The 24,877-nt window shown below is 71.4% G+C and carries 28 protein-coding genes; 10 read left to right on the top strand and 18 right to left on the bottom strand.

Features of this window, described 5'->3' with window-relative positions; all coding sequences use genetic code 11:
* Positions 1–19 precede the first annotated feature (19 nt).
* Together KK097_RS11165 and KK097_RS11160 are read right to left on the bottom strand one after the other, a co-directional pair.
* Positions 20–925: a metal ABC transporter solute-binding protein, Zn/Mn family gene (locus tag KK097_RS11165; RefSeq protein ID WP_214544797.1), complete on the bottom strand. Its 906-nt coding sequence runs from the start codon at positions 923–925 to the stop codon at positions 20–22.
* Positions 926–1,051: 126 nt separating this feature from the next.
* A complete protein-coding gene (locus KK097_RS11160) occupies positions 1,052–2,320 on the bottom strand; it encodes a PTS transporter subunit EIIC (protein ID WP_214544796.1) in 1,269 nt (422 codons plus the stop codon).
* A 178-nt stretch (positions 2,321–2,498) separates the two neighbouring features.
* Here KK097_RS11160 and KK097_RS11155 point away from each other — a divergent pair, with 178 nt between their 5' ends.
* Positions 2,499–2,735 (top strand): PTS sugar transporter subunit IIB, encoded by a 237-nt coding sequence (locus KK097_RS11155; RefSeq protein ID WP_071293232.1) that lies wholly within the window; start codon positions 2,499–2,501, stop codon positions 2,733–2,735.
* Positions 2,732–3,184, top strand: a complete 453-nt coding sequence (locus KK097_RS11150) for a PTS sugar transporter subunit IIA (RefSeq protein WP_214544795.1) — start codon at positions 2,732–2,734, stop codon at positions 3,182–3,184. Before KK097_RS11155 ends, KK097_RS11150 begins: the two co-directional genes overlap by 4 nt.
* A 78-nt stretch (positions 3,185–3,262) precedes the next feature.
* Here KK097_RS11150 and KK097_RS11145 read toward each other — a convergent pair whose 3' ends face one another.
* The 6 genes from KK097_RS11145 to KK097_RS11120 form a co-directional block, all read right to left on the bottom strand.
* Entirely contained in the window at positions 3,263–3,997 is a 735-nt protein-coding gene (locus KK097_RS11145; RefSeq protein ID WP_214544794.1) for a GntR family transcriptional regulator, read from the bottom strand.
* Between the two features lie 126 nt (positions 3,998–4,123).
* Entirely contained in the window at positions 4,124–4,705 is a 582-nt protein-coding gene (locus KK097_RS11140; protein ID WP_214544793.1) for a GNAT family N-acetyltransferase, read from the bottom strand.
* A 110-nt stretch (positions 4,706–4,815) separates the two neighbouring features.
* Positions 4,816–6,432, bottom strand: coding sequence for a dihydrolipoamide acetyltransferase family protein (locus tag KK097_RS11135; RefSeq protein ID WP_214544792.1), 1,617 nt, complete (start codon positions 6,430–6,432; stop codon positions 4,816–4,818).
* 57 nt (positions 6,433–6,489) lie between these two features.
* Positions 6,490–7,449, bottom strand: a complete 960-nt coding sequence (locus KK097_RS11130; RefSeq protein ID WP_110894911.1) for an alpha-ketoacid dehydrogenase subunit beta — start codon at positions 7,447–7,449, stop codon at positions 6,490–6,492.
* A gap of 86 nt (positions 7,450–7,535) precedes the next feature.
* On the bottom strand, positions 7,536–8,672 hold the full coding sequence (locus KK097_RS11125; RefSeq protein WP_214544791.1) for a thiamine pyrophosphate-dependent dehydrogenase E1 component subunit alpha: 1,137 nt from the start codon (positions 8,670–8,672) through the stop codon (positions 7,536–7,538).
* Positions 8,673–8,695: 23 nt separating this feature from the next.
* Positions 8,696–9,775 carry a histidinol-phosphate transaminase gene (locus KK097_RS11120; RefSeq protein WP_214530030.1) on the bottom strand — a complete coding sequence of 360 codons (1,080 nt, stop codon included), beginning with the start codon at positions 9,773–9,775 and terminating at the stop codon, positions 8,696–8,698.
* Positions 9,776–9,836: 61 nt separating this feature from the next.
* Here KK097_RS11120 and KK097_RS11115 point away from each other — a divergent pair, with 61 nt between their 5' ends.
* From KK097_RS11115 to KK097_RS11095, 5 genes are all read left to right on the top strand, one after another.
* The gene (locus KK097_RS11115; protein WP_017886475.1) at positions 9,837–10,235 is read left to right on the top strand and encodes a phage holin family protein; all 399 of its coding nucleotides are present in this window, start codon (positions 9,837–9,839) and stop codon (positions 10,233–10,235) included.
* Between the two features lie 47 nt (positions 10,236–10,282).
* Positions 10,283–10,795 (top strand): low molecular weight protein-tyrosine-phosphatase, encoded by a 513-nt coding sequence (locus tag KK097_RS11110; RefSeq protein ID WP_111110721.1) that lies wholly within the window; start codon positions 10,283–10,285, stop codon positions 10,793–10,795.
* The gene (gene purB / locus KK097_RS11105; RefSeq protein WP_214530031.1) at positions 10,792–12,177 is read left to right on the top strand and encodes an adenylosuccinate lyase; all 1,386 of its coding nucleotides are present in this window, start codon (positions 10,792–10,794) and stop codon (positions 12,175–12,177) included. The genes KK097_RS11110 and purB overlap by 4 nt, the downstream gene beginning before the upstream one ends.
* Before the next feature lie 166 nt (positions 12,178–12,343).
* Complete coding sequence (locus KK097_RS11100) at positions 12,344–13,567, top strand: serine/threonine-protein kinase (protein WP_214544789.1); 1,224 nt, start codon at positions 12,344–12,346, stop codon at positions 13,565–13,567.
* 41 nt (positions 13,568–13,608) lie between these two features.
* The gene (locus KK097_RS11095) at positions 13,609–14,376 is read left to right on the top strand and encodes a L,D-transpeptidase family protein (protein WP_214530044.1); all 768 of its coding nucleotides are present in this window, start codon (positions 13,609–13,611) and stop codon (positions 14,374–14,376) included.
* Positions 14,377–14,519: 143 nt separating this feature from the next.
* On the opposite strand, the gene KK097_RS11090 is transcribed toward KK097_RS11095, so the two are convergent.
* Positions 14,520–15,434, bottom strand: a complete 915-nt coding sequence (locus KK097_RS11090) for a LysR family transcriptional regulator (RefSeq protein WP_214544787.1) — start codon at positions 15,432–15,434, stop codon at positions 14,520–14,522.
* A 71-nt stretch (positions 15,435–15,505) separates the two neighbouring features.
* On the opposite strand from KK097_RS11090, the gene KK097_RS11085 reads away from it, so the two are divergent.
* Entirely contained in the window at positions 15,506–16,528 is a 1,023-nt protein-coding gene (locus KK097_RS11085) for an EamA family transporter (protein WP_250896649.1), read from the top strand.
* Here KK097_RS11085 and KK097_RS11080 read toward each other — a convergent pair.
* Together KK097_RS11080 and KK097_RS11075 are read right to left on the bottom strand one after the other, a co-directional pair.
* Positions 16,497–17,471 carry an epimerase gene (locus KK097_RS11080; protein WP_214544785.1) on the bottom strand — a complete coding sequence of 325 codons (975 nt, stop codon included), beginning with the start codon at positions 17,469–17,471 and terminating at the stop codon, positions 16,497–16,499. The two genes, KK097_RS11085 and KK097_RS11080, sit on opposite strands and share 32 nt — an antisense overlap.
* Positions 17,471–18,148, bottom strand: a complete 678-nt coding sequence (locus tag KK097_RS11075) for a DUF4166 domain-containing protein (RefSeq protein ID WP_214544784.1) — start codon at positions 18,146–18,148, stop codon at positions 17,471–17,473. The genes KK097_RS11080 and KK097_RS11075 overlap by 1 nt, the downstream gene beginning before the upstream one ends.
* A gap of 48 nt (positions 18,149–18,196) precedes the next feature.
* On the opposite strand from KK097_RS11075, the gene KK097_RS11070 reads away from it, so the two are divergent.
* Positions 18,197–19,111 carry a cation diffusion facilitator family transporter gene (locus KK097_RS11070; RefSeq protein ID WP_111046242.1) on the top strand — a complete coding sequence of 305 codons (915 nt, stop codon included), beginning with the start codon at positions 18,197–18,199 and terminating at the stop codon, positions 19,109–19,111.
* A gap of 214 nt (positions 19,112–19,325) precedes the next feature.
* Here KK097_RS11070 and KK097_RS11065 read toward each other — a convergent pair whose 3' ends face one another.
* The gene (locus tag KK097_RS11065) at positions 19,326–19,928 is read right to left on the bottom strand and encodes a hypothetical protein (protein WP_214544782.1); all 603 of its coding nucleotides are present in this window, start codon (positions 19,926–19,928) and stop codon (positions 19,326–19,328) included.
* Between the two features lie 130 nt (positions 19,929–20,058).
* Positions 20,059–21,348 (bottom strand): MFS transporter, encoded by a 1,290-nt coding sequence (locus KK097_RS11060; RefSeq protein WP_214544780.1) that lies wholly within the window; start codon positions 21,346–21,348, stop codon positions 20,059–20,061.
* Positions 21,349–21,429: 81 nt separating this feature from the next.
* On the opposite strand from KK097_RS11060, the gene KK097_RS11055 reads away from it, so the two are divergent.
* A complete protein-coding gene (locus KK097_RS11055) occupies positions 21,430–22,308 on the top strand; it encodes a LysR family transcriptional regulator (RefSeq protein WP_214544778.1) in 879 nt (292 codons plus the stop codon).
* A 69-nt stretch (positions 22,309–22,377) separates the two neighbouring features.
* Here KK097_RS11055 and KK097_RS11050 read toward each other — a convergent pair whose 3' ends face one another.
* From KK097_RS11050 to KK097_RS11035, 5 genes are all read right to left on the bottom strand, one after another.
* Complete coding sequence (locus tag KK097_RS11050) at positions 22,378–23,154, bottom strand: hypothetical protein (protein ID WP_214544776.1); 777 nt, start codon at positions 23,152–23,154, stop codon at positions 22,378–22,380.
* Complete coding sequence (locus KK097_RS18105) at positions 23,144–23,284, bottom strand: RNA polymerase sigma factor (RefSeq protein ID WP_307858446.1); 141 nt, start codon at positions 23,282–23,284, stop codon at positions 23,144–23,146. Before KK097_RS18105 ends, KK097_RS11050 begins: the two co-directional genes overlap by 11 nt.
* A 123-nt stretch (positions 23,285–23,407) precedes the next feature.
* Complete coding sequence (locus KK097_RS18100) at positions 23,408–23,530, bottom strand: hypothetical protein (RefSeq protein WP_307858445.1); 123 nt, start codon at positions 23,528–23,530, stop codon at positions 23,408–23,410.
* 319 nt (positions 23,531–23,849) lie between these two features.
* The gene (locus KK097_RS11040) at positions 23,850–24,113 is read right to left on the bottom strand and encodes a hypothetical protein (RefSeq protein ID WP_027464979.1); all 264 of its coding nucleotides are present in this window, start codon (positions 24,111–24,113) and stop codon (positions 23,850–23,852) included.
* Entirely contained in the window at positions 24,110–24,769 is a 660-nt protein-coding gene (locus tag KK097_RS11035; RefSeq protein ID WP_214544774.1) for a DUF308 domain-containing protein, read from the bottom strand. Before KK097_RS11035 ends, KK097_RS11040 begins: the two co-directional genes overlap by 4 nt.
* Between the last annotated feature and the right edge of the window lie 108 nt (positions 24,770–24,877).

Here is a 24,877-nt window from a genome sequence, read left to right as displayed (position 1 = left end):
GCTGCTGCGGTCGAGGTCGTCACTTCTGGAGCGCTGCCTTCACCGCGTCGATGTTCGCCTGCTGCCACGAGACGTAATCCTGCCCCTCGGGGAGCGTCTCCGTGACACCGACGACGGGGATGTCGTTCTCCTCGGCCGCCTTCTGGACCTGTTCGGTCTCGGGGCTCGACGCCTGGTTGTTGTAGGCGAGCAGCTGCACGCGCTTGCCGGTGAACAGCGCGAGGGTGTCGCGGAGGGCCGCCGGCGGGACGTCGTCGCCCTCCTCGATCGCCTCGGAGAAGTCACCGGGGGTCTCGTTCGTCAGGCCCATCGCGTCGAAGAGGTACCCGGGCACCGGCTCGGTGTACGCGACCTTGTCGCCCGCGTCCTGCTGCTTGACCGCGTCGGTCTGGGACTCGAGGTCCTCGAGCTTCGTGGTCAGGGCGTCCGCGTTCTTCTCGAACGCGTCCTTCCCGCCCTCGTCGAGCGCGCTGAGGTCCTTCGTGACCGCGTCGACGAGCTTCACCATCGTCGGGTAGCTGTAGAAGACGTGCTCGTTGAACTCGCCGCCCTTGTCGAGCCCGGAGAGCTTCACGACGTTGATCGTGTCGGCCTTGGTGTCCGAGGCGTCCGCGAGCGTCGTCATGAAGTCGTCGTACCCGCCACCGTTCTCGATGAGCAGGTCGGCCTTCGACACGGCGAGCTGCGTGCGGGCGCTCGACTCGAAGGAGTGCGGATCCTGCGACGGGTCCTTGAGGATGCTCGTCACCGAGACGGCGTCGCCGCCGATGGTCTTCACGATCGAGCCGTAGACGTTCGTGGAGGCGACGACGTTGATCGTGCCGTCGGTGCCGGCCTTCCCCGAGGCGGATGAGGTCGCGCACCCGGTCAGGGCGAGCGCGGCGGCGCCGGCGACGAGCGGGAGGGCGAGGAGGCGGTTGCGCATGGCACGACGCTAACGCCTACTGATAACGATTGTCAAAACCGCTATGAGGGCTCTCAGCGCGACCGGGAACGGACGGGAGGCCCGGTGCCAGCTGGCACCGGGCCTCCTGTCCGGAAACGCTCGCGTCTACGGCTTGGTGGCCGCGTCGATCGTGTTCTCGGCGATGGTGTCCTCTTCACGCCCCGGCGTGCGGAGGTTCCACTTCTTGATCACGAAACTGAACAGGAAGTAGTAGACGACCGCGTAGCCGAGGCCGATCGGGATGAGCCAGATCGCACCGTCCGCCTTGCCGAAGTTCAGCACGTAGTCGATCGCACCCGCCGAGAACGAGAACCCGTCGTGGATCCCGAGGGCGTTCACCAGGGCGAGCGAGGTGCCCGTGAGCACCGCGTGGATGATGTACAGCGGGAACGCCACGAACATGAACGAGTACTCGAGCGGCTCGGTGATGCCCGTGACGAACGAGGTCAGTGCGGCGGAGATCATGATGCCACCGACGAGCTTGCGGTTCTGCGGCTTGGCGTTGCGCCAGATCGCGAGGGCACCGGCGGGCAGCGCGAACATCATGATCGGGAAGAAGCCCGTCATGAAGGTGCCGGCGGTCGGGTCACCCGCGAGGAAGCGGTTCACGTCACCGTGCACCGCGATGCCGTCCGCGCCGGTGAAGCTGCCGAGCTGGAACCACGGGAAGAAGTTGAGCAGCTGGTGCAGACCGATCGGGATCAGCATGCGGTTCGCGAACCCGAAGATGCCGCCACCGATCACGGCGTTGTCGGCGACGGCGGTGCCGGCAGCCGTCAGCGCGATGTCGAAGTAGCGGTAGACGAACGACATCAGGACCGCGATGACGAGACCCGCGGCGGCTGCGAGGATCGGCACCAGTCGGCGGCCGGAGAAGAACCCGAGGAAGTCGGGCATCTTCGTGCGGTGGAACTTCTCCCACAGCACCGCGGAGACGAGCCCCATCACGATGCCGCCGAGCACACCGAAGTTGATGGTCGCGGGGTTGCCGGCCGAGTCCTTCACCCCGTCGAGCACGATCGGCGACATGGCGGCGAACACCTGGTACATGACCATGTACCCGACGACGGCCGCGAGGGCGGTGGTGCCGTCCGACTTCTTGGCCCACCCGATCGCGATGCCGACCGCGAACAGCAGCGGCAGCCAGGTGAACACGGCCTGCCCGGCGGCCGCGATGATCGTCGCACCCTGCTCGAAGCCGGGGATCGCACCGAGCATGTCGGACTGGCCGAGTCGGAGCAGGATGCCCGCTGCCGGCATGACCGCGATCGGCAGGAGCAGACTCCGTCCGAGGCGCTGGGCGTTCGCGAAGACCCGGGACTGCTTCTTCGGCTTCTTCTTCTCCGGCACATCCGCGGCAGTGGTGGCGCTCATCGGAGGTCCTCTCGTCATTGGGTGGAGCTGTCGGGGTGAGTTGAGTCGTGCAGCCAGCGCAGGTAACCTCGGCGGTGTCGCCAGGTCCGGTCCTGTCCGGTCATGACCAGTTCCGTAGTCTGATCCGAGAGCGGTCCGGTGTCAACCTGTGACGCAAACCCTTAACGAGGAGGAAACGATGGCCGACATCAAGGCTGCCGACATCATCGCCGCGCTCGGCGGTGCCGACAACATCGAAGAGGTCGAGGGCTGCATCACGCGCCTCCGCGTCGAGGTCGAGGACGGGGACCTCGTCGACAAGGCCGCCCTGCAGGCCGCCGGGGCACAGGCCGTGGTCGGTGGCGGGACCGGCTGGCAGGTCATCGTCGGCACGATCGCCGACAACCTCGCGCAGGACATCCAGGACGAACTGTGACCGTCGTCCGCACCCCGTTCGCCGGCCCGGTCGTCGCCCTCGCCGACGTGCCCGACCCGGTGTTCGCCGGGCAGCTCGTCGGCGCCGGTGTCGCGGTCGACCCGACGGGCGTCGAGGGTGCGATCACCGCGGTCGCCCCGGTCGACGGCACCATCGTGAAGCTGCACCCGCACGCGTTCGCGCTGCAGGGCGCCGCGGGCACGGACATCCTGGTCCACGTCGGGATCGACACCGTGAAGCTGTCGGGCGAGGGCTTCGAGCTCCTCGCCGCCGAGGGCGACACCGTCACTGCCGGCGACCCCGTCGTCCGCTTCACCCCCTCGGTGATCTCGGCGGCCGGCTACTCGCCGATCTGCCCCGTCGTCGTGCTCGGTTCGACCGCGGACAGCGTCGACCAGGGGATGGTCGGCACCACGGTGCTCGACGGCGACACCCTGTACGAGGTCTAGGACCACTTCCCCCTTCGAGAGCGACCGTGTGCTGCGGAACACCCGCGGCACACGGTCGCTCTCGTGTTGCTGAGGGATCTAGGCGACCGCCGGGGTCGCGGTGACCTCCATCTGCACCCGGTAGCGGTCCGAGCGGTACCAGCTCCGGGTGTGCTCCACGGGGCGCTCCCCCGCGTACGACACCCGGTCGAACTCGAGCACCGGCGCTCCGGTCTTCGTGCCGAGCAGCGTCGCCACGTCGTCGGCAGCGGGGTTCGCCGCGACGGTCTGCTGCGCGCGGTCGATGGGGGTGCCGTACGCCGTCGCGATGATCGAGTACACCGAACCGGACAGGTCGTGGTCGAGCAGGCCCGGGAACGCGTCGGCCACGAGCCAGGCGTCGTCGATCGACACCGGGGCGCCGTCGGCCATCCGCAGGCGCTTCACGTGGAAGGCCGGCACGTCCGGGTCGATGCGCAGCGCCGCGGCGGTGTCGGCCGGCGGTACCCGCTCCTCGCGCACGAGCACGACGGTGGTCGGCTCGTGCCCCATCGCCCGCATCTCCTCGGTGAACGAGGCGAGGTGCAGCGTCGACTGCACGGGGCGGTGCGCCACGAAGGTGCCCTTGCCCCGGACACGCTCGAGGTAGCCCTCGTTGACGAGCTGACCGAGGGCTTCGCGCACGGTGATCCGGGAGACGCCGTACTCGGCGATGAGCTGGCGTTCGGAGGGGATCGCGGCGCCGGGGGCCAGGCGGGTGGTGACGAGGTCGAGCAGGATGCGCCGCAGCTGCTGGTGCTTCGGTTCGGCACCCTCGGTGATGCGGCTCGTCATGCGTCCCTCGTGCTCCGTTGCTGGTCCTGGGCGGTGGTCATGCGCGGACATGACCAGTTCCCATCACAGTAGCGAGTCAGCCCGGGAAGACCAACGTGCACCGGCGTCGGACGGCGGAGCGGGCGCTCAGGTGTTGGCGACGAGCCAGGCGAACTGCTCGTCGGAGAGCAGCCGATCCGTCCAGACCTGTCCGTCGACCCCGGCGGCCGCACGGTTCTGCACGGCGGGCGGCCCCTGCCAGACGAGCGAGAGTCCGGCACGACGGAGCACCGCGGCGGAGGCGGGGTTGTTCGTGAGCACGCGCCCGGTCACCGGCACGTCGGGAGCGGTCTCGGCAGCAGCGCGGACGGCCGCGAGGGCGATCTCGGACGCGAAGCCCTGCCCCCACGCGGCCGGCGCCAGGCGGTAGCCGAGGTTCCAGACCCCACCGGCGGTCATGTCGACCCCACCGACGCCGACGAAGGCGTGGTCGGAGGCGTTCCGGACCGCCCAGGACCCGAGGCCGTGCCGTGCACGACCGCCGATCTTGCGCTGCACCATGTCCACGCTCGAGCTCCGCGCCACGTGCCGACCAGTGGGCAGGTGCTGCCACGTGCGGGCGTCCGAGAAGAGCGCATGCACGTCGTCGATGTCGGCGGGCGTCAGCGGGGTGAGCAGGAGGCGATCCGTTCGGATCTCCTGCGAGGGGGTCAGGAGCTGGTGGACCATGCACCGATCATGCCGCCGACCCACGACATCCGCGTGAACACCACGCGACGATCGCCGGATCGCGCGGACTCCGTGCGGAGAGCCGCAGGGAGTCCGCACGGGAGCGGCGACTAGTCGAGCAGGAGCGCGGGCTCCTCGAGCACCGAGGCGACGTCGTGCACGAAGCGGGACGCCACGTCACCGTCGACGACCCGGTGGTCGAACGAGGCGCCGATCGTCGTCACCATGCGCGAACGGACCTCGCCGTCGACGACCCACGGCTTCGGCTTGATCGTGCCCATGGCGACGATCGCGACCTCGCCCGGGTTGAGGATCGGGGTCCCGGTGTCCATGCCGAACACACCGATGTTCGTGATCGACACCGTGCCGTTCGCCATCTGCTTCGGCGTGGTCTTGCCGTCGCGGGCGGTCAGGGTGAGCTCCTCGAGCGCCTGTGCCAGCTCGAGCAGCGACATGTCCTGCGCGTCCTTGATGTTCGGCACGATGAGCCCGCGCGGGGTCGCCGCGGCGATGCCGAGGTTCACGAAGTGGTGGACGATGATCTCGCGGTCGGTCCAGGTCGAGTTCACCGAACGGTTCCGGCGGACGGCCCAGATGACGGCCTTCGCGACGATGAGCAGCGGCGAGACCTTGACCCCGGCGAACGTCGGCGAGGCCTTGAGCCGCTTGACGAACTCCATCGTGTGGGTCGCGTCGACGTCGACGAACAGCGACACGTGCGGCGCCGTGAACGCGGACGTGGTCATCGCGGTGGCGATGGCCTTGCGGACGCCCTTGACCGGGATCGTCTCGCTGCGGACCTCGCCCCACTCGGGCGTCTCGATGTTGCGGAAGACGCTGGCCTGCTTCGCGTGCCGGATGACGTCGTCGCGGGTGACCTCGCCGGCCAGACCAGTCGCGACGATCTCGGTCAGCTCGACGCCGAGGTCCTTCGCGAGCTTCCGGATGGGCGGCTTCGCCAGCACGTTGGTCGCGGTGCTCTGCTTGTGGGCGGAGCCGGTGCCGAGCGCGCTGATCGCCTCGGCCGTGCTCTCCTCGCCCGGGTCGACGGAGGCTTCGGCAGCCGCCGCGGTGTCGACACTGGAGGCCCGGCTCGCCTCGGCCGCGAGCGCTGCGGCCCGGCGCGCGCCCGGCTTGCGACGCGACGGCGACGAGGTCGCCGAGCCGTAGCCGACGAGGACGGCGCCGGAGGACTCGTCGGTGCCGTGGACGGAGGCGTCGACCGCGACCGGCTGGACCGGGGCCGCCGGCGCGGCGGCAGGGGCAGGGGCAGGCGCTGCCGGTACGGGGGCAGCGGCGCGTGCCGGCACCGCCGCGGGAGCGGGAGGGGTCTGCGCGACCGGAGCCGACGGGGCGGCAGCGGCCTGCGGGGTGGACGCGACCACGGGCGAGACCGGGGCGGACTCGGCGACGGGCGCCGCGCCTCCCGGCTGCTCGACAGGCTGTTCCGCAGGCGGCGTGAGGGCCGCTCCGGACGCGACCGACGCGTCCGAGTCGACGCGGATGATCGGCTTGCCGACCTCGACCGTGTCGCCCTCGGACACGAGCAGGCCGGTGACGGTTCCGGCGAACGGCGACGGCAGCTCGACGAGCGACTTCGCGGTCTCGATCTCGACGAGCACCTGGTCGACGGCGATCTCGTCCCCGATGGCGACGCGCCACTGCACGATCTCGGCCTCGGTGAGACCTTCACCCACGTCGGGCAGGGGGAATTCGGCGGCGGCCACTACGGCTCCTTCGTGGATCTGGTCGAGCTCGGTCGGACGGGTCCTCGGTCGGACGGGTCAGTAGGCGAGGGCGCGGTCGACGGCCTCGAGGATGCGGTCGGCATCCGGCAGGTGCAGGTGCTCGAGCTTCGAGACCGGGAACGGGACGTCGAAGCCGGAGACCCGCAGCGGCGGCGCCTGCATCGTGTAGAACGCCCGCTCGGCGACCGTCGCGGCGATCTCGCTGCCGACACTGACGAAGCCGGACGCTTCTTGCGCGATGACCAGGCGACCGGTCTTGCGGACGGAGGCGAGCAGCGGCTCCCAGTCGATCGGCGAGATCGAGCGGAGGTCGATGACCTCGCAGCTGGTGCCCTCGGCCTCGGCGATGTCCGCGGCCTGCATCAGCGTCGCGACCATCGCGCCGTGACCGACGAGGGTGACCTCGGTGCCGGTGCGCGCGACGCGGGTGGTGTGCATCGGGACGTGGCCCTCGACGAGGTCCACCTGGCCCTTCGGCCAGTAGCGCGACTTCGGCTCGAGGAAGATCACCGGGTCCTTCGACGCGATGGCCTCCTGGATCATCCAGTAGGCGTCGTTCGGGGTGCTCGGGCTGACCACGCGCAGGCCCGGGGTGTGCGCGAAGTACGCCTCCGGGGACTCCTGGTGGTGCTCCACGGCGCCGATGTGCCCGCCGTAGGGGATGCGGATGACGACCGGCAGCGACATGTGCGCCGGCAGGCGGTTCGCCATCTTCGCGAGCTGCGACGTGATCTGGTCGAAGCCGGGCCACACGAAGCCGTCGAACTGGATCTCGACGACCGGGCGGTAGCCGCGCAGGGCGAGGCCGATCGCGGTGCCGATGATGCCGGCCTCGGCGAGCGGGGTGTCCCGCACGCGCTCGGCGCCGAAGCGGTCCTGCAGGCCCTCGGTGATGCGGAAGACGCCGCCGAGCTGGCCGATGTCCTCGCCCATCAGCAGGACCTTGTCGTCCGCTTCCATCGCCGCGGCGAGCCCGGCGTTGAGCGCCTTGGCCATCGGCAGGGTCGGGGTGGGGTCGCTCGGGACCTCGCCGGCGCCCGGGTGGGCGCGGAGCGTGTAGTCGAAGAGCTGCTCGGTGGTGCTCATGCGTGGGCGCCCCCTTCGAAGCCGGCCTCGTACTGGGCGAGCCAGGCCTTCTGCTCGGTGATCCGCGGGTGCGGCTCGCGGTAGACGTTGTCGAACATCACGTCGACGGACGGTGCGGTCAGCGCGACGGTGCGGCGCCGGACGTCGGCGGCGATGTCCTCGCCCTCTTCGTCGAACGCGGCGAACTGCTCGTCCGTCGCGCCCTTCGAACGCAGGTACGCCTCCGACCGGACGATCGGGTCACGGCGGACCCACTCCTCGAGCTCGCCGTCGGCGCGGTACCGGCTCGGGTCGTCCGAGCTGGTGTGCGCACCGATGCGGTAGGTGTCGGCCTCGATGAAGGCCGGGCCCTGCCCGCTGCGGGCGTGCTCGGTCGCGACGACGGACGCCGTGTAGGAGGCGAGGATGTCGTTGCCGTCGATGAGGACGCTCGGGATGCCGAAGCCGCGCGGTCGGTCGACGAGCGGCGTCGGGGACTGCACCGACACCGGCACCGAGATGGCCCAGTGGTTGTTCTGCAGGAAGAAGACGACCGGTGCCTTGGTCGACGCGGAGAACACGAAGGCCTCGTTCACGTCGCCCTGGCTGGTGGCACCGTCGCCGAAGTAGACGATCGAGCAGGCGTCGCGGTCCGGGTCGCCCGTGCCGACGTCGCCGTCGAGCTTCTGGCCGAGTGCGTACCCGGTGGCGTGCAGGGTCTGCGAGCCGATCACCAGGGTGGAGATGTGCGTGTTGCCGCGCTGGTCCGGGTCCCACCCGCCGTGGGTCTGCCCGCGGTACATCGCGATGATCTCCATCGGCTCGACGCCGCGCTGCATGGTGACGGCGTGCTCGCGGTACGACGGGAACACGTGGTCCTGGGCGCGCAGGGCGAACGCGGAGCCGGTCTGCGCGGCCTCCTGCCCGTGGCTGGGGACCCAGAGGCCGAGCTGGCCCGTGCGCTGGAGGTTGTGGCCGGCGTGGTCGAACCGACGGGTGAGGACCATGCGGCGGTGCATCGCCAGCAGGGTCTCGTCCGGGATCGCTCGCGCGGCGGCGGCGAACTCGGCGTTCTCGTCGGTCTCCACGAACCGACCCTCGGGGTCGAGGAGCCGGACGGTGGTCGTCGCGGGAGCCGCGGCGCGGAATGACATGCGGGCCAGCGTAGCGCCAGGCACTAGTCGGCCACCTGGAGGTCCCCCACAAGTGAGCGGGCCGTTTCGAGGAGCGTTTCCACAGCTTCGTGCTCGCCGATCGAGATGCGGATGCCCTCCGGCGGGAAGGCCCGGACGATGATCCCGGCGTCCTCGAACGCCGCTGCCGCGGTGGCCGTCCGCTCCCCCGTCGGCAGCCAGAGGAAGTTGCCCTGGGCGTCCGGGACGTCCCAGCCCTGGGCGCGGAGCTCGCCGACGATCCGGTCCCGCAGGGTCGCGATCTCGGACACGCGCTCGAGCAGTTCGGCCTCGCGTTCCAGGCTGGCCAGCGCCGCTGCCTGCCCCTGGGCGGTCACCGACAGTGGGATGGCGCACGCGCGGACCGCGTCGAGCACGTAGTCCGGGCCGAGCGCGTAGCCCACCCGGAGGCCCGCGAGCCCGTACGCCTTCGAGAAGGTGCGGAGGACCACGAGGTTGGGGTGCGCGGCGAGCAACGGGTGACCGTGGACGGCGGTCTCGTCGGTGACGAACTCGGCGTATGCCTCGTCGAGCACGACCAGCACCGACTGCGGCACCGCTGCCATGAACGCGTCGAACTCGTCGGCGGTCACGATCGGCCCCGTCGGGTTGTTCGGCGAGCAGACGATCACCATGCGGGTGCGCTCCGTGACGGCAGCGGCCATGGCGTCGAGGTCGTGCCCGCCGTCGGCGCGGTTCGGCACCGGCACGCTGGTGGCACCGGCGACCGTGACGACGCCGGGGTACGCCTCGAACGAGCGCCAGGCGTAGACGACCTCGTCGCCGGGGCCCGAGGTGGCACGGGCGAGCTCGTGCAGGATCGCGACGCTGCCCGGGGCGACGTGCACCTGCTCGGCGGTCAGGCCGAAGCGGTTGGCCAGCACGGCACGCACGGCGAGGGCGGTGGCGTCGGGGTAGCGGTTGTACGAGGTCTGCGCCTGCACGGCCTCGACGACCCCGGGGAGCGGCGGGAACGGGTTCTCGTTACTCGACAGCTTGAAGGCGGAGTCGGCCGCCTGGCGTCCCTGCTTGTACGCGGGGAGGACCGCCACCTCGGGCCGGATGTGCACACGCTGCTCGCTCACCCGCACAGGCTACCGGCACGTACACGGCACCCACGAGGGGAAGCGAGGGCATCATGGGCACATGCGATTCCTCGTCCGCCTCGTCGTCAACGCCCTCGCGCTCTGGCTCACCACGCTCATCGTCAGCGGCGTCTCCGTGACGCCGTTCGGTGACGGCGGCACCACCGCGACCGTGCTCACCTTCCTGCTCGTGGCGTTCGTGTTCGGCCTCGTGAACGCGGTGATCGGCACGCTCATCCGGATCGTGGCGTTCCCGATCTACATCCTCACGCTCGGGCTCATCTCGTTCGTCGTGAACGCGATCCTGCTGCTCATCGTCGCGGGCATCTCGGAGGCGTTCGGCTTCGGGCTCGAGGTCGACTCCTTCGGCTGGGGCATCGTCGGTGCCTTCGTGCTCGCGGTCTTCGCGTGGCTGATCGGGCTCTTCGCTCGCCCGGTCCTCAACCGCCAGCGGGCGTGAGGTCGGCGGACCTCGCGGCGGACCCCGCCCTGCGTCATGATGTGCTCATGACCCAGGACGTCGACGCCCCGTTCCGCGTCTCGTTCGTCTGCAGCGGCAACATCTGCCGCTCCCCCATGGCCGGTGTCGTGTTCGCGCAGATCGCCGCGGACGCCGGTCTCGCCGACCGGTTCCAGGTGGAGTCGGCCGGCACCGGTGACTGGCACGTCGGGGAACCCGCCGACGAGCGCACGATCGCAGCCCTGGCGGCGCGCGGATACGATGGCAGCAGGCATCGCGCCCGTCAGTTCGACCCGGACCGGTTCCCGGACCTCGACCTGGTGGTCGCACTCGACCGCTCCCACGAACGCATCCTGCGCTCGTGGGCCCCGACCATGGACGACTCCGCCAAGGTGACGCTCCTGTTGCGGTACGACGCCGCCTGGCCCCAGCAGACCGACGTGCCGGACCCGTACTACGCGGACCGGCACGAGTTCGACCGAGTGCTCTCGACCGTCGAACGTGCCTGCCGGGCGCTCTTCCACCAGCTCGAGCCGGCAGTCCGTCAGGGAGCCCCATGACCCCCCTTCCCCCGCAGCCGATCAGCCCGCTCGACGGGCGCTACTACCCGATCGTGCACACGGTGGGCGAGCACCTCTCCGAGGCCGGCCTCAACCGCGCGCGCATCGTGGTCGAGGTCGAGTGGCTCATCTTCCTGACCGACCACGCGATGTTCACCACCTCGCCGCTCAGCGTCGACGACAAGGCCGCACTCCGCGCGATCGCCTCGACCTTCGGCCACGACCAGATCGCGGAGCTCGCCGAGATCGAGGCGACGACCCGTCACGACGTCAAGGCCGTCGAGTACTTCGTGCGCCGCCGCCTGTCCGAGCTCGGGCTCGACGCGATCGCCGAGCTCACCCACTTCGCCGCCACGAGCGAGGACGTCAACAACCTGTCCTACGCGCTCACCGTGCGGGACACCGTCGACCAGGTCTGGCTGCCCGGCTTCCGCGCCGTGATCGAGAAGCTCCGCACGCTCGCCGTCGAGCTGAAGAGCGTGCCGATGCTCTCGCACACCCACGGTCAGCCGGCCACCCCGACGACGCTCGGCAAGGAGCTCGCGGTCGTCGTCTACCGGCTCGAGCGCGTGCTCGCCCAGATCGAGGGCGGCGAGTACCTCGGCAAGTTCTCCGGCGCGACCGGCACCTTCTCGGCGCACCTCGCCGCGGACCCCGAGGCCGACTGGCCCGCACTGTCCCGCGAGTTCGTCGAGGGCCTCGGCCTGACGTGGAACCCGCTCACCACCCAGATCGAGTCGCACGACTGGCAGGCCGAGCTGTACGACCGGGTGCGTCACGCCAACCGGATCCTGCACAACCTGGCCACCGACGTGTGGACCTACATCTCGATGGGGTACTTCACGCAGATCCCCGTCGCCGGTGCCACCGGGTCGTCGACGATGCCGCACAAGATCAACCCGATCAAGTTCGAGAACGCCGAGGCGAACCTCGAGATCTCGTCGGCGCTCTTCTCGACGCTGTCCGAGACCCTCGTGACGAGCCGCCTGCAGCGCGACCTGACGGACTCCACCACCCAGCGGAACATCGGCGTCGCGTTCGGGCACTCGTTGCTCGCACTCGACAACCTGCGCCGGGGCCTGGGCGAGATCGCCGTGAACGAGGCGAAGCTCGCCGACGACCTCGACCACAACTGGGAGGTGCTCGCCGAGGCCATCCAGACGGTCATCCGTGCCGAGGTCACCGCCGGGCAGTCGAACATCGAGGACCCCTACGCGATGCTCAAGGAACTCACGCGCGGCAAGCGTGTGAGCCAGCAGGACCTCATCGTGTTCGTGAACCGTCTCGACATCTCGGACGGCGCGAAGGCCCGGCTGACCAACCTGACGCCGGCGACCTACACGGGCCTGGCGGACGAGCTGGTGGACCACCTCGACGTCTGAGCACGGTGGACCGTCGGCCGGACGGTCGTCGGTCCGCCGCCGGGTCTCCGTCCAGCCGGATCTCCGCCAGGGGGTGCGCAATCCTGAGCGGTTCGATAGATTCGTGGTGCTGAGTACATCTCAGCACGGGGGGCGTCGCAGTGGATGCACCCTGTCCACTGACCGGATGGATCTCCACACCGTGCTTCGTTCTCGCATCACCGCGGCCGCCGTCGGCGCCACCGTGCTCGGCGTCTCCGCCGCCCTCGTCCCGACGGTCTCGACCGCCGTCGTGACGAGCACCGCCGCTTCGGCCATCGTCACCTGGACCGACTCCGCCGACGACTTCACGGCCGCGCCGACCGGCACGTTCCCCCTGAACGACCAGTGGTACTGGGCATCCGTGACCGACCTGGGTGGCGAGGGCACGATCACCGACCACGCCACGCTCGACGAGGACGGCCTGTCCGTCTCCGAGGGTGAAGCCGTCGCGCTGGTCCGCGGCCTGAACACGCCGGTGGCCCCGGCTGCCGTCCCCGCGCTCGCCGCCGGGATCAGCATGACGACGACCGGCGCGACGAGCTTCGGCCTCGCGGTCCAGGAGGGCGACGACTCCACCGCACAGTCCGTGGTCTTCGCCACGGACGAGCCCGTCACCGACGGTGGCGGCACGATCAGCGGCACCAGCAACTGGATCGACCCCACGACCGGCGAGGTCGAGTCGACGACCGAGCTCGCAGCCGACCTGCGGGACGCGGACGCCGAGGTCGTCGGCTACGTCGTCTACGTCGGCATCGACATCGCCGACGGGATCACCGCGCCGCCGACCGAGCCGACCGAGACGCCGGCTCCGACCGATCAGCCCACCCCGGCCCCGACCGTGGACGGCGCTCCGGCACCGACCGGGCTTCCCGGCACCGAGCTGAAGAGCCTCGCCGCGCCGCTCGAGGTCAACGGGCAGGCACTCGCCGCCGACGCCAGCGGTTCGATCTCCGCGCTGCGCGTCGACGACACCACGACGTACTTCACGCCGCAGCCCGCCGCGGCCGCCGAGCTCCTCACCCCGACCGCGACCCTGACCGAGGCCACCACCACCGGTGTCCGCATCCAGGGCTCGGGCTTCGCCCCCGGTGAGGTCGTCGGCGCCGGCGTCGGCACCGGTGCTCAGGGCACCGAGATCCCCGGGGTCGCGTTCCGCGCCGACGCCGAGGGCAACGTCTCCGGCACCATCGTCCTGCCCGCCGACTTCGTGAACGCCGCCGGCGCCTACAGCGTCGGTCTCGTCGGCGCTTCGTCCGCGCAGGCTGCACAGGCCGCGCTCACCGTCACCGCCGACCCGGCCGCTGCCGGTGACCCGGGCACGGCTCCGGTTGCCGTCCCGGTGCCCGGAACGGCGACCTTCACGGGCTGATCTTGCCGATCCTCCCGACCGAGCCACGGCGGCGTGCGACTGTGATCGCCGCCGCCGTGGCCGTCGTCTGTGCGGGGGCCGTCGCGTTCGTCGCGCTCGGTCCCCTGTCAGCCGCACCCGCCCCGACATCGACCCGGTCCGTCGCGGCACCGACGCCCACCCCGACGACGACACCGAAGCCGACCCGGTCGGCAGCACCGGTCGACGCGGTCGACGCCCCGGCCAGCACCACCGTCGCCGCCGTCAGCGGCGCGTCCGTCCCGGTCAGCAGCAAGCCGGGTGGCGCGAGCACGACGACCCTCGAGAACCCGCAGGCGTCCGGTGCCCCGCTCGTCTTCCGGGTCGTCGACCAGCAGGACGGCTGGGCGGAGGTGCAGCTCGCACAGCGCCCGAACGGCAGCACCGGCTGGGTGCCGACGAGCGCGCTCACCCTGTCCGAGGACCCGTACGCGATCGTCGTCACCCGCTCGACGAACACCCTCGACCTGTACAAGGCAGGGAAGGTCGTCGACAGCTACCCCGTCGCGACCGGCACGGGCGGCACCCCGTCGCCGACCGGTCGGTTCGCGCTGACCGAGCTGCTCGCGCCCACGAACGAGGGCTACGGCCCGTACGCGTACGGCACGACGGCGTTCTCCGACGTGCTCAACTCGTTCGGCGGCGGCCCCGGACAGATCGGGCTGCACGGCACCGACGACACGTCGAGCATCGGCACGGCGGCCTCGCACGGCTGCATCCGCATGCACAACGCCGACATCACGGCCCTGGCGGAGCGCCTGCCGCTCGGCACGCCGTTCCAGGTGCGCTGACGCGCTCACCCCGCCACAGTTCGTGAGCAGGAATGGTCGGGTTCCGCATCGGGACCCGACCATTCCTGCTCACGAAGCGGGTCTGCCGCGGCCCGCCCGCGGACTGGAGGCGCGGCGTGCGCCCGGCAGTGGGCGCGACCGTCTCAGGTGGTGACGTCCAGGGCCACGGCGACCAGCGCCTCCAGGACGGTGCGCACCACGGGACGGACGGCACGGTCCGGGCGGACGAGTGCCTCGATGCGGCGGCCGGCACGGACGTCGGCGAGTTCCGCCAGGTGGAAGCGCCCGGCGGCCCGCGTGCCAGACGTGTACCGCGGGACGAGTGCGATGCCGTGGCCAGCCGCCACCAGGTTCTCGATGACCGGCAGGTGGATCGTGCGGAACGCGACACTCGGTGGGGTGTCCGTCGCCGCGGCCATCGCGTGCAGCACCCGGTCGATCGGGTAGCCCTCGGGGACGCCGATCCAGCGTTCCCCGACGACCTCGTCGATGCCCACGCGTACGCGGCCGGCCAAGGCGTACCCGGGCGGCAGGGCCACGTCGAGGGGTTCGCGGAGCAGCGGCACGGTGTCGACCGATCCCTGGTCGGCCGGTCGGACGCCGTCCGACCGGTGCCCGACGACGACGTCGTGGTCCGCGGCGAGGGGTGCGAACTCCCCCTCGCTGACGTCCACGTCGACCAGGGTCAGCGTGATGCCCGGGTGCGCCTGCATCCGGGTGAGCACGCCGGGCAGCAGCAGCTCCGCCGCCGACGGGAAGATCGCCAGGGACACCGGCCCGGTCGCACCGCCGAGGTGCTCCTGCCAGGCGGCGTCGACCCGCGCGATCGCGGTCGCGACACCGGACGCCAGGCCCGCGAGCACTTCGCCGTGCGGGGTCAGCCGGACCCCGCGCCCGACGCGTTCGACCAGCGGGACCCCGATCTGTCGCTGCAGGGTCTGCAGCTGCTGGGAGACGGCGCTCGGCGTGCGGTGGGTGGCCTCGGCGACGGCAGTGACGCTCCCCCGCTCGGCGAGTTCGCGCAGGACCGCGAGCAGCTGTACGTCGAAGTCGACCATGCAGGGACCCTACAACGTCGGTTGCAAGAGTTTCGATGGACCTACAACATGAGGCCGGGGACGATCGGACCATGACCACTCGTGACCGCCTGCTCGCCGTCGTCGTGGCCGTGGTCTGGGGACTGAACTTCCCCGCGACGGCACTCGCGCTCGAGCACTTCCCGCCGTTCCTGCTCGCAGCGCTGCGGTTCACGATCCTGGCGGTCCCGACGCTGCTGTTCGTGCCGCGGCCGCGGATCCCGTTCGGGCGGCTGCTGCTCGTCGGCCTCGGGCTCGGGGTGCTGCAGTTCTCGTTCCTGTACCTCAGCATGGCGTCGGGCATGCCGTCGGGGCTGGCCTCGCTCGTGCTGCAGGCATCGGCACCGTTCACCGTCGTGCTGGCCGGGGTGTTCCTGCGTGAGCGGCTGACCGGACGACAGGTCGTCGGGGTGACGGTCGCCGTCGCGGCCCTCGGCCTGATCGCCCTCCACCGCTCGCAGACCGCTGCCCTGCTGCCCGTCGTGCTCGCCCTGTGCGGGGCGCTCGGGTGGGCGATCGGCAACGTCGCGACCCGGCGGGCGGGGGCGGCGAACCCGCTGCACCTGACCCTGTGGTGGTCGGTCGTGCCGCCGGTCCCGATGGCCGTGCTGTCGTTCGTGGTCGAGGGGCCCGACCGCATCGGTGCCGCACTCGGCACGGCGTTCACGGCGTCGGCGCTGCCCGCGGACCTCGGCCTGCTGTACATCGTGGTCGTCGCGACCCTGGTGGGGTACGGCATCTGGTCGCGGCTGCTGGCGACCTACCCGTCGAGCACCGTCGCACCGTTCTCGATGCTCGTGCCGGTGGTCGGGGTGCTCGCGTCGTGGGCGGCCTTCGGCGAGGTGCCTGACCTCGTCGAGGTGCTCGCCGGCACGGTCGTGGTCGCCGCCGTGCTGTGGTCGTCGCGACCGGCGCGGGGAGCCGGTCCGCGACCGGCCCCCGCCGACGAGGTCGAACGACGCGCCGCTGCCGTGCCGCCGGGATCGCACGACGTGCTGCCCGGACCGCTCGTGAGCGGCAGTGCGCGCGATCTCGACCCGACCGTCACCCCCGGTGCTGGCGGCGCTCCGCGATGATCCCTGCGAGTGCCCCGTGCAGGTGCGGGTACCGGAACTCGTAGCCGGCCTGGGTCAACCGGGTCGGCACCACCCACCGGCTCTTCAGCACGAGTTCGGTCTCGGTGCGGATCGCGAACGACCCGAGCTCGAGCATCCAGCGCCACGTCGGCACCCCGAACCGGCGGCTGACGGCGTCGCGGAGGGTCGCCATCACGGTGCGGTTGTCCGACGGGTTCGGGCTCGAGATGTTCACCGGCCCCTCGATCTCGGGGTGGTCGCGGAGGAACCGGATCGAGCCGAGCACGTCCTCGATGTGCACCCAGCTGAACCGCTGTCGGCCGTGGGTCGGCCGGTGGTGGTGGTACGTGCCGGCGCGGAGCCGGGAGCGCGTCGGTACCCACGGCCCGTCGTACTGCGGCCCGCCGAGTCCGGCCTGCGCGAGCCGGAGGAGCGGCAGCAGCGCGCTGCCGTCGCCGAACACGATCGCCATCCGGAGCGCCACACGACGGGTCGCGGGCAGGTCGGCGCCGAAGAACGCGTCCTCCCACGCGCGGGCGACGGAGACCGAGAACCCCTCGCCGATCTCCCCCGTCGTCTCGTCCTGCGGGCGGTCGTCTGCGTGCCGGTAGATCGTCGCTGTCGAGGCGTTCAACCACAGAGGCGTCGGGTGCTCCGACGTCCGGATGGCCTCGGCGAGCTCGAGTGTGGTGTCCACCCGGGAGCGCATGATCTCCGCGCGGTTCCGTCGGCCGTAGCGGCAGTTCACGCTCTTGCCCGCCATGTTCACGACCAGGGCGGCGCCGTTGACGAGTTCCCGGATGCGCATGGTGTTGCCCCACACGGCGTCCCCGGTCCGGCCGATGGTGACGACCCGGTAGCCCTCTTCCGTGAAGGCGTCCCGCAGGTACCGCCCCACGAAGCCGCTCGCTCCCGCGATCACGACCTTCTGCTGCTCGACCATCAACGTCCCCCTTCAGGACCGGCATCGGGCACGACGGCGTACCGGAACGCCCCCTCGTACCGGTACAGCGTGCCGAGCACCGGCGCCGTGAGCACCAGGGACACGCGCTGCAGGTCGGCTTCGTCATCGAATCGTTCTGTGAGCAGCACCCGCGGTGCGATCAGGGCCGGGAGGCGCAGATCGCGTCCCAGCGCGCGGAACGTCACGCGCTCGGAGACCAGGCGCAGGGCGCCCGCGTTCGGGCCGTGCGCGTCGACCTGCGCCCGGAGCAGGGCGCTGACGCGCCCACGGCGGCCGAGGTGGTCGACCAGGCCGTCGGGTTCGGCGGTGATGGCGTCCACCATCGTGCGGGTGCCGGAGCGGAAGCGGAAGGTGCGGTGCGCGCGGACGGCGGGGCGGGCCTCCAGGCTGGTCCCGGATCCGCGTCGGACGCGAGCCGGACGGTTCTCGACCGTGAAGGGGACGTCCCGCTCCCAGACCGGGAACATGACCGCATCGCGCGCGAACACGGCGAGCAGCGGCCACAGCCAGCGGCGCGGCGTGCCGACGACGCGGAACACACCCTCGCCGCGACCGACGTGTCCGGGTGGGACGGCACCGAAGTACGTGCGGAGTCGAGGGTGCAGCCGGTCCAGCACCTCGGGGGGTGTCGACAGCTCGTAGGGCGACCCGCTCACGGTGACGATCCTGGCATGTCGTCGGTGCGGATCCCTACGATGTCGCACATGGGACACGACCACGGGCACGGCGTCGGGCACGCGTCCGAGCGCGCCCTGCTCATCGCGTTCTGCATCTCGGCGGGCATCCTGCTCGCCGAGGTCGTCGGCGCCGTGGTCACCGGTTCGCTCGCCCTGCTCGTCGACGCCGGGCACATGGTCGTCGACACCGGCGGGCTCGGCATCGGGCTCGTCGCGACGCGGCTCGCCCGCCGGTCCCCGACCGCGCAGCGCACCTGGGGCTTCCAGCGGGCCGAGGTCCTCGGTGCCACGGCGCAGGCCGCGATCCTGCTCGCCGTCGGGGTCTACGTGATCATCTCGGCGGTCCAGCGGCTGTTCGTGCCGGAGGAGATCCACTCCGGGCCGCTGCTCGTCTTCGGCATCGTCGGGCTCGTCGGCAACCTCGTGGCCTACGCGGTGCTGCTGCGGGCCTCGGGCGAAGGGTTCACCTCGCGGGCCGCCCGGCTCGAGGTGCTCAACGACACCCTCGGCTCGGTCGCCGTCATCATCGCGGCGATCGTGCTCATGCTGACCGGGTGGGAGCGGGCGGACTCCGTGGCCGCGATCCTGATCGGTCTGCTCATCCTGCCGCGGGCGATCCGGCTGCTGCGCGAGACCGCGAACGTGCTGCTCGAGTCGACGCCGCCGGGGCTCGACCTCGACGACGTGCGCGGCCACATCCTCGAGCTCGACCACGTCATCGCGGTGCACGACCTGCACGCGACACTCGTTGCGACCGGGGTGCCGAACCTGACGGCGCACGTGGTGGTGGACGACCACTGCTTCTCGACGGCGCACGCCCCGGCGATCCTCGACGAGCTGCAGCGGTGCGTGGCGGAGCACTTCGACGTGCCGGTGGAGCACTCGACGTTCCAGTTGGAGCCGGTGTCGCACCGGCGGCACGAGTACGAGGTGCACGCGTAGGTCGCGTGCTGGGGCGTGTGCGTCTCGGGTCTCGGTCGGGATTGGCGGCGACGGGGGAGGCGACGCGGAACGACAGGGTCGACGTCGTACGACGACGACATCGTCGCTCCGTGCACACGCGGACTGTTGCGTGGCACCGGTTGCGACAGGGCCGATGTCGGACGACAACGGCGGTGTCGTACGACGTCAGTGGCCAGCGCCGCCGCCCACCGGGTCAGCAGTCGTCGGTGCGCGTGGGGTAGGCCGTGATCACCCGGTCGGTGGTGGCCGAGACGATGACCTTGACGTACGGGTCCTCGTCGGGGCGCGAACCGTCGTCGAACCGGACGGGTGCGGCGTAGCAGACCTTGCCGTCGCCGGCGTCGACCGGGAACCCGGGGCGCGGGGCCTCGAGCGCCGTCTGCACCGCGGTGAGCATGGCGTCGTCCCAGTCCCGCGAGCCGTGCCCGGTGACGACGTCCTGCCAGTCGGCGGTGTGCCGCACCCGGATGTGCTCGTAGCCCTGGGCAGCGGTGCCGCACTGCAGGGTGACGCGGCCGAGGGCCTCGGTCTCGTACCGGGCGACGGCCGCCCGGGTCGTGCCGTCGCACCGTGCGAGGGCGGCGGAGCCGGGTATGTCCGGCCCCGTGCGGGTGATCGTGACGGTGCTGTCACCCGACGGCGATGCCGCACCGGTCGTCGCGCCGAGGGTCGAACCGCCGATGGTCGGGTCGTCAGCGCCCTGCCGTGCCGTCAGGAACAGCCCGCCGGCGAGGAGCCCGGCGGCCACGACGGCCGCGACGCCGGTGATCACGGGACGGTTGCGGTTCCGGGGCACCCGCCCAGTATGCCGGGAGTGCGGCCGCACGACGGAACCAGGTTCCGGACACGGCGCCGCGTGATCACGTGGTGCGGTGTCCGGAACCTGGTTGCGGGATGCGATGGGCGGACGGGAGGCCCGCCCCGCGTCAGGCGCGCGCGGCCAGGCGGGTGCCGGCGACGACGGCCAGGACGGCGACGAGCACCACGTACCCGATCAGGACGGGGAGCGTCGGGACCACCAGGAGCGCCGCGCCGACGGCCACGACCGGCACGGTGAGCCCGGCGTAGGCGATGAGGAACGTGGCGGCGAGCACGCCGCCCCGACGCTCCGGGCCGACCAGTGCTGCGGCGCTGCCGATGGCGGCACGGAAGAGCAGGCCGACGCCGGCACCCGCGACGACGCCGCCGCCGATGAACCCGGCGACCTGCAGCAGGACCGCGGCGACGGCCAGGACGACCAGCCCGATGACCAGGAGCACCATGCCGAGTCGGATCTGCACACGCTGCGACAGCCGGGCGAACACGATCTGCGACAGCGCACTCGCGGCGAAGACCCCGAAGGTCGTGGCGCCGGCGGCCAGGCGGTCGGTGACGTGGAACGTGGTGCCGAGGAAGCTCGGCGCGACCGAGGTGAAGAGGCCCTGCACGGCGAGCGCGGCGAACGCGGCTGCGCCGGCGGCCCAGAACGCGGCACCCTGCCCCTCCGGCGCCTGCATGCGTTGCGGGCGGTAGGCCACGGGCTGCTCGGGACGGTCGACCGTCTCCGGCGCCGCGAGCACCAGCACGAACGCGACCGCCAGCGCGATCACGAACACCACGTAGGGGACCATGAGCGGCTGCCCGACGAACTCGGCGAGTGCTCCGCCGACGAGGGCGCCGAGTGACAGGCCACCGAGGTTCACGGCCCCGGCGGCGACGCTCGCGCCCTTCGCGGAGTCGCTCGAACCGGTCGCCCGGACCCGGAGCTCGCCGAGGTGCGCCGTCGCGGTCGCGGTGAGCGTCCCGACGCCGAGGCCGGTCACGAGCCGGGCGACGATGAGGCCGGTGACGTCGTTCCAGAGCAGGAAGAGCACGGCGGCGACGAGCTCGAGGGCGATCGACACCAGGATGAGCGGCCGCCGTCCGTGCACGTCACTGAGGTGCCCCGCGAGGTACAGCGACCCGACGACCCCGACCCCGTACGCGGCGAAGATCACCGTCGTCGTGAAGGTCGGGAAGCCGTCGCGGGCCTGGTAGATGACGTAGAGCGGCGCGGGGACGGTCGCGAACGCCATCACCGAGAGGAACGCGAAGGCGACGACCCAGAAGCCGAAGCCGTGGCGCCGCCGGGTGTGGGCACGGCGCCCGCGGGGAGCGACGACGCGGTCACCCGCGGTTGCGGGAGCGGCGCTGGTGGCGGGGACGGTGCCCGTCGGGGTCTCGGTGACGGTCGACATGCTCCGATGGTCGCGCTCGGAGAGCATCGAGTCCAACGGATGCGCTTGATGTGAACCATCGAGCAGGTCGATACTCGGGCGATGGAGACCCGGTTGCTCGAACAGTTCGTCACCGTCGCCGCCGAGGGCAGCGTCACCCGCGCGGCGGAACGGCTCTGGGCCGCGCAGTCCACGGTGTCCGCGGGCATCGCCTCACTCGAGCGGAGCTTCGGGGTGCGACTCTTCGACCGCACGGGCCGGCAGCTCGTGCTCACCCCCGCCGGTGACGACCTGCTCCCCCACGCCCGCGCGGTGCTCGAGTCCCTCGACCGGATGCGCGACCTGGCCACCGCCGACGACGCCGACCTGCGGGGCCGGGTGCGGCTCGGCATCTTCACGAGCGTGGACATCGTCGACCTGACGGGCGTGCTGCAGCGGTTCCGGCGGCAGCACCCGCTCGTCGCCGTGGAGCTGATGACCTCGCCGTCGGGGACGACCGGCCTCGTGCAGGACCTGGTCGCCGGGCGGCTCGACATCGCCTACACGGGCCTGCCCACCGCGCCGACCGGTGTCGCCGTGGAGCCGTTGCGGGAGATGCCGTTCCGGGTGTTCACCGCGTCGGACCACCCGCTCGCTGGCCGGTCGTCGGTGTCGCTCGCCGAACTCGCCGACGAGCCGTTCGTCGACACGGCGCACGGGTTCGGCAACCGGATCATCCTCGACGGGGCACTCGAGCGGCTCGGGATCCGTCGGCGCATCGTCGCGGAGATGAACGACATGCCCGCCGTGGTGCGGTTCGCCTCGGCCGGGCTCGGCGTCGGGGTCGTGCCGGACTCGGGGGTGCGGTACGACGGGGCGGTGCTCGATCTGGAGGACGAGGTCGAACCGCTCCGCATCGGCCTGGCGGTCCGGACGTCCCCGGAACCGAGCCGCGCGGTCCGGACGCTGGCGCGCGACATCGTGGCGGCGCGGGTGGGGTGACCAGGGAAGTGGGCTTCCCCACCGACGGACTGGAGGCACGGGTCGGGTCCGCCGCGTGCCTCCAGGCCGTCAGTCCCCCCAGAACGTCGCGATGAGCGCGGCCAGGAGCCCGTCGGTCGGGACGTTGGTCTGTTCGATGGTGATCCAGGTGTCACCGCGGGTGAAGTACGTGTACGCCTTCTCGGCGCCGTACGGCTCCACGATCCCGCGGGACTGGCAGAAGGTTCCGCCGTCTCGCTCGGTGCACGTCCCGCCGCCGTCGTACGCGGGGAACTCCTCGATCTCCCGCTGGATGGTGGCTGCGGAGGCGGTCCCGGCCCGGACCTCGATCCCGGAGATGTCCGCGCGCGGGTCACGCCACGAGCAGGAGACCTTCGACTGGGTGCCTTCCGGGTCCTGACCATCCGGAACGCGGTCCGTCCCCGACGGCGGGTCGAGCTGCGTCAGCGGAGTGTCACCGAAGAAACGGACGTAGTCGGCTGCCGAGACGAGCGCGCGACAGTCCGTGGGGATGGTCGCCGCGGCGGGGGTCGGTGTCGACGTCGGGGTGGGCTTCGGGGTCGGGGTACCCGTGATCGGGGCGGAGCTCGGCGTGGTCGCGGACGGCGAGGGCTCCGGCTGCTGGGTCTGGGTGGGAGCGGCGACCGGGTCGGCGTTCTGCTGCGAGAGGGTCAGGGCGACGGCACCGGTCGCAGTGCCGACGGCGAGCAGCGCGACGACGCCGATGACGATCCCGGACCGGCCACGACGACGCTTCGGGAGCGGTGCGGCACGTTCGAGGACGTTCTGCTTCATCGAGACGAGCATGCGCTGCAGGTCGTCTCCCTCGGGAGGCTCAGTGTTCATCGTGCATCACCACCTTCTTGAGTCGTCGACGGTTGCGGGACACCCGTTGGGTGACCGCGCCGACCGTGAGCCCGAGGAGTTCGGCGGCCTCGGCGTACGAGTGGCCCTCGAGCAGGCAGAGCTCGCAGATGCGACGGTCGAGGTCGGGGAGCGCGGCGATCTCGGCCCGGACCCAGCGGAGGGTCTCGCGGGCCTCGTCGTGCTCGGCGGGCGAGGCGAGGTGCTCGGGGAGCTCGTCCGCGCGGCGCCGGGCCTACTTGCGCCCGGTGTTGAAGGCGTGGTTGCGGCACACGACGAGCAGCCACGGCAGCATCGTGTCGGCCGGCAGTTCGAGGGTCGCAGCGCGCTGCCAGAGCGTCAGGAACGCGTCCTGCACGATCTCCTCGACGTCGGACCGGTCGTCGACCAGCGCCCAGGCCGTAACGGGTGAGGGTGGCGGCGTACCGGTCGAACGCCCGGGCGAGCGCGCCGGTGTCCCCCTGTGCCATCGCACGGACGAGTCCCTCGTCCGTGTCGGTGCCGGTCGTCACGTCCACATCCCACCTCCTTCACTCAGAGGTGTCGGCAGGACGAGCGATCCTGACAGGACCGTGACGGATTCGTGACCCCGGGCGTGTCCGCCGGGTCGAGCGTCGGGCGTCAGGCGTCAGGCGTCAGGCGTCAGGCGTCAGGCGTCAGCGATCGACGCTCAGCCGTCAGTGGAAGTCGTCGCCGTCGCCCTCGCCGGGCGTCTTGTGCCCACCGAGCATGTCGTTGTCGTCCTGCTCGCTCGACGAGGCGAGCTGCAGCATCGCGAGCACGACGACGACCACGATGAACGCGACGCCGAGGAAGATCACGGCGAGCTGCAGTTCCCGCGTCGAGAACAGCACGACGAGCCCGGTGAACACCGCGACGATCGCGGAGATCCCGAGGAGCTCGACCGGGCGCAGGCGGTCACGACGGCTGGGGGTGGTCATGCGTGTGGTGCTCCGTCCGGGGCGGCGGCCGGAGCGGCCGTTCCCCACTTGTGCGAGAGGCCGGCGATCACGTGGAAGACGGCCGTGATGGCGAGGTACGCGCCGAGCAGGCCGACGAGCACGATCGAGGCGTCGAGGATGCCGCTCACCTGCTCCACACCACCGAGCTGCTGGGAGTAGTCCGGCGGGGTGACGAGGAAGGCGATCGCGAGCAGCAGCGTGAGACCGCCGATCGTGGTCCAGTCACGGGCGAAGGGCGAACGACGACGGGCACGGAGACCCTGCGACAGCTCGAGGGCCCCGGTCAGCACGGCGAACGCGACGACGACCGTGATGAAGGCCGGCAGTCCGAACCCGTTGCAGGCGAACCCGGCGACCGCGGCCAGCAGGGTGATGACCGCCTGCAGCAGGGTCGTCCGGCGCGAACGGCCGTCGAGGGGCAGTCGGGCGATCCCGGCGAACAGGAGCACCAGGCCCTCGACGAGGGCGAAGCCGCCGAACAGCAGCAGACCGTAGCCCGCGGCGTGGTTCGTCGAGAAGGTGATCACGAGCGCGACGATCGCTGCGGGGACCGCGCGGAGGATCGGGATCGGCCAGTACCGCGCGCGCTGGGTCGCGTCGTCCACGGTGGTGGCGTCGTCCACGGTGTCGGACACGAGACCTCTTTCGGGCATGCGGATCGTGGATCCGATCCTACCGCCGGTGGGGTGGACGCCCGACCGGAGCGGGGTCGACCCGCGCGACCGTCCGCACCCGCGTGCCGG

Source organism: Curtobacterium flaccumfaciens (assembly GCF_018598405.1).
Classification (GTDB): Bacteria; Actinomycetota; Actinomycetes; order Actinomycetales; family Microbacteriaceae; genus Curtobacterium; species Curtobacterium aurantiacum.
This window is presented reverse-complemented; position numbering and strand designations above follow the sequence as displayed.

Excerpts from the sequence above, each read along its gene's own strand:
- KK097_RS11165 (WP_214544797.1), bottom strand. The coding sequence starts at position 925 with ATGCGCAACCGCCTCCTCGCCCTCCCGCTCGTCGCCGGCGCCGCCGCG.
- KK097_RS11160 (WP_214544796.1), bottom strand. The coding sequence starts at position 2,320 with ATGAGCGCCACCACTGCCGCGGATGTGCCGGAGAAGAAGAAGCCGAAG.
- KK097_RS11155 (WP_071293232.1), top strand. The coding sequence starts at position 2,499 with ATGGCCGACATCAAGGCTGCCGACATCATCGCCGCGCTCGGCGGTGCC.
- KK097_RS11145 (WP_214544794.1), bottom strand. The coding sequence starts at position 3,997 with ATGACGAGCCGCATCACCGAGGGTGCCGAACCGAAGCACCAGCAGCTG.
- KK097_RS11140 (WP_214544793.1), bottom strand. The coding sequence starts at position 4,705 with ATGGTCCACCAGCTCCTGACCCCCTCGCAGGAGATCCGAACGGATCGC.
- KK097_RS11130 (WP_110894911.1), bottom strand. The coding sequence starts at position 7,449 with ATGGCCAAGGCGCTCAACGCCGGGCTCGCCGCGGCGATGGAAGCGGAC.
- KK097_RS11125 (WP_214544791.1), bottom strand. The coding sequence starts at position 8,672 with ATGTCATTCCGCGCCGCGGCTCCCGCGACGACCACCGTCCGGCTCCTC.
- KK097_RS11115 (WP_017886475.1), top strand. The coding sequence starts at position 9,837 with ATGCGATTCCTCGTCCGCCTCGTCGTCAACGCCCTCGCGCTCTGGCTC.
- KK097_RS11110 (WP_111110721.1), top strand. The coding sequence starts at position 10,283 with ATGACCCAGGACGTCGACGCCCCGTTCCGCGTCTCGTTCGTCTGCAGC.
- purB (WP_214530031.1), top strand. The coding sequence starts at position 10,792 with ATGACCCCCCTTCCCCCGCAGCCGATCAGCCCGCTCGACGGGCGCTAC.
- KK097_RS11100 (WP_214544789.1), top strand. The coding sequence starts at position 12,344 with ATGGATCTCCACACCGTGCTTCGTTCTCGCATCACCGCGGCCGCCGTC.
- KK097_RS11090 (WP_214544787.1), bottom strand. The coding sequence starts at position 15,434 with ATGGTCGACTTCGACGTACAGCTGCTCGCGGTCCTGCGCGAACTCGCC.
- KK097_RS11085 (WP_250896649.1), top strand. The coding sequence starts at position 15,506 with ATGACCACTCGTGACCGCCTGCTCGCCGTCGTCGTGGCCGTGGTCTGG.
- KK097_RS11080 (WP_214544785.1), bottom strand. The coding sequence starts at position 17,471 with ATGGTCGAGCAGCAGAAGGTCGTGATCGCGGGAGCGAGCGGCTTCGTG.
- KK097_RS11070 (WP_111046242.1), top strand. The coding sequence starts at position 18,197 with ATGGGACACGACCACGGGCACGGCGTCGGGCACGCGTCCGAGCGCGCC.
- KK097_RS11060 (WP_214544780.1), bottom strand. The coding sequence starts at position 21,348 with ATGTCGACCGTCACCGAGACCCCGACGGGCACCGTCCCCGCCACCAGC.
- KK097_RS11055 (WP_214544778.1), top strand. The coding sequence starts at position 21,430 with ATGGAGACCCGGTTGCTCGAACAGTTCGTCACCGTCGCCGCCGAGGGC.
- KK097_RS11050 (WP_214544776.1), bottom strand. The coding sequence starts at position 23,154 with ATGAACACTGAGCCTCCCGAGGGAGACGACCTGCAGCGCATGCTCGTC.
- KK097_RS11040 (WP_027464979.1), bottom strand. The coding sequence starts at position 24,113 with ATGACCACCCCCAGCCGTCGTGACCGCCTGCGCCCGGTCGAGCTCCTC.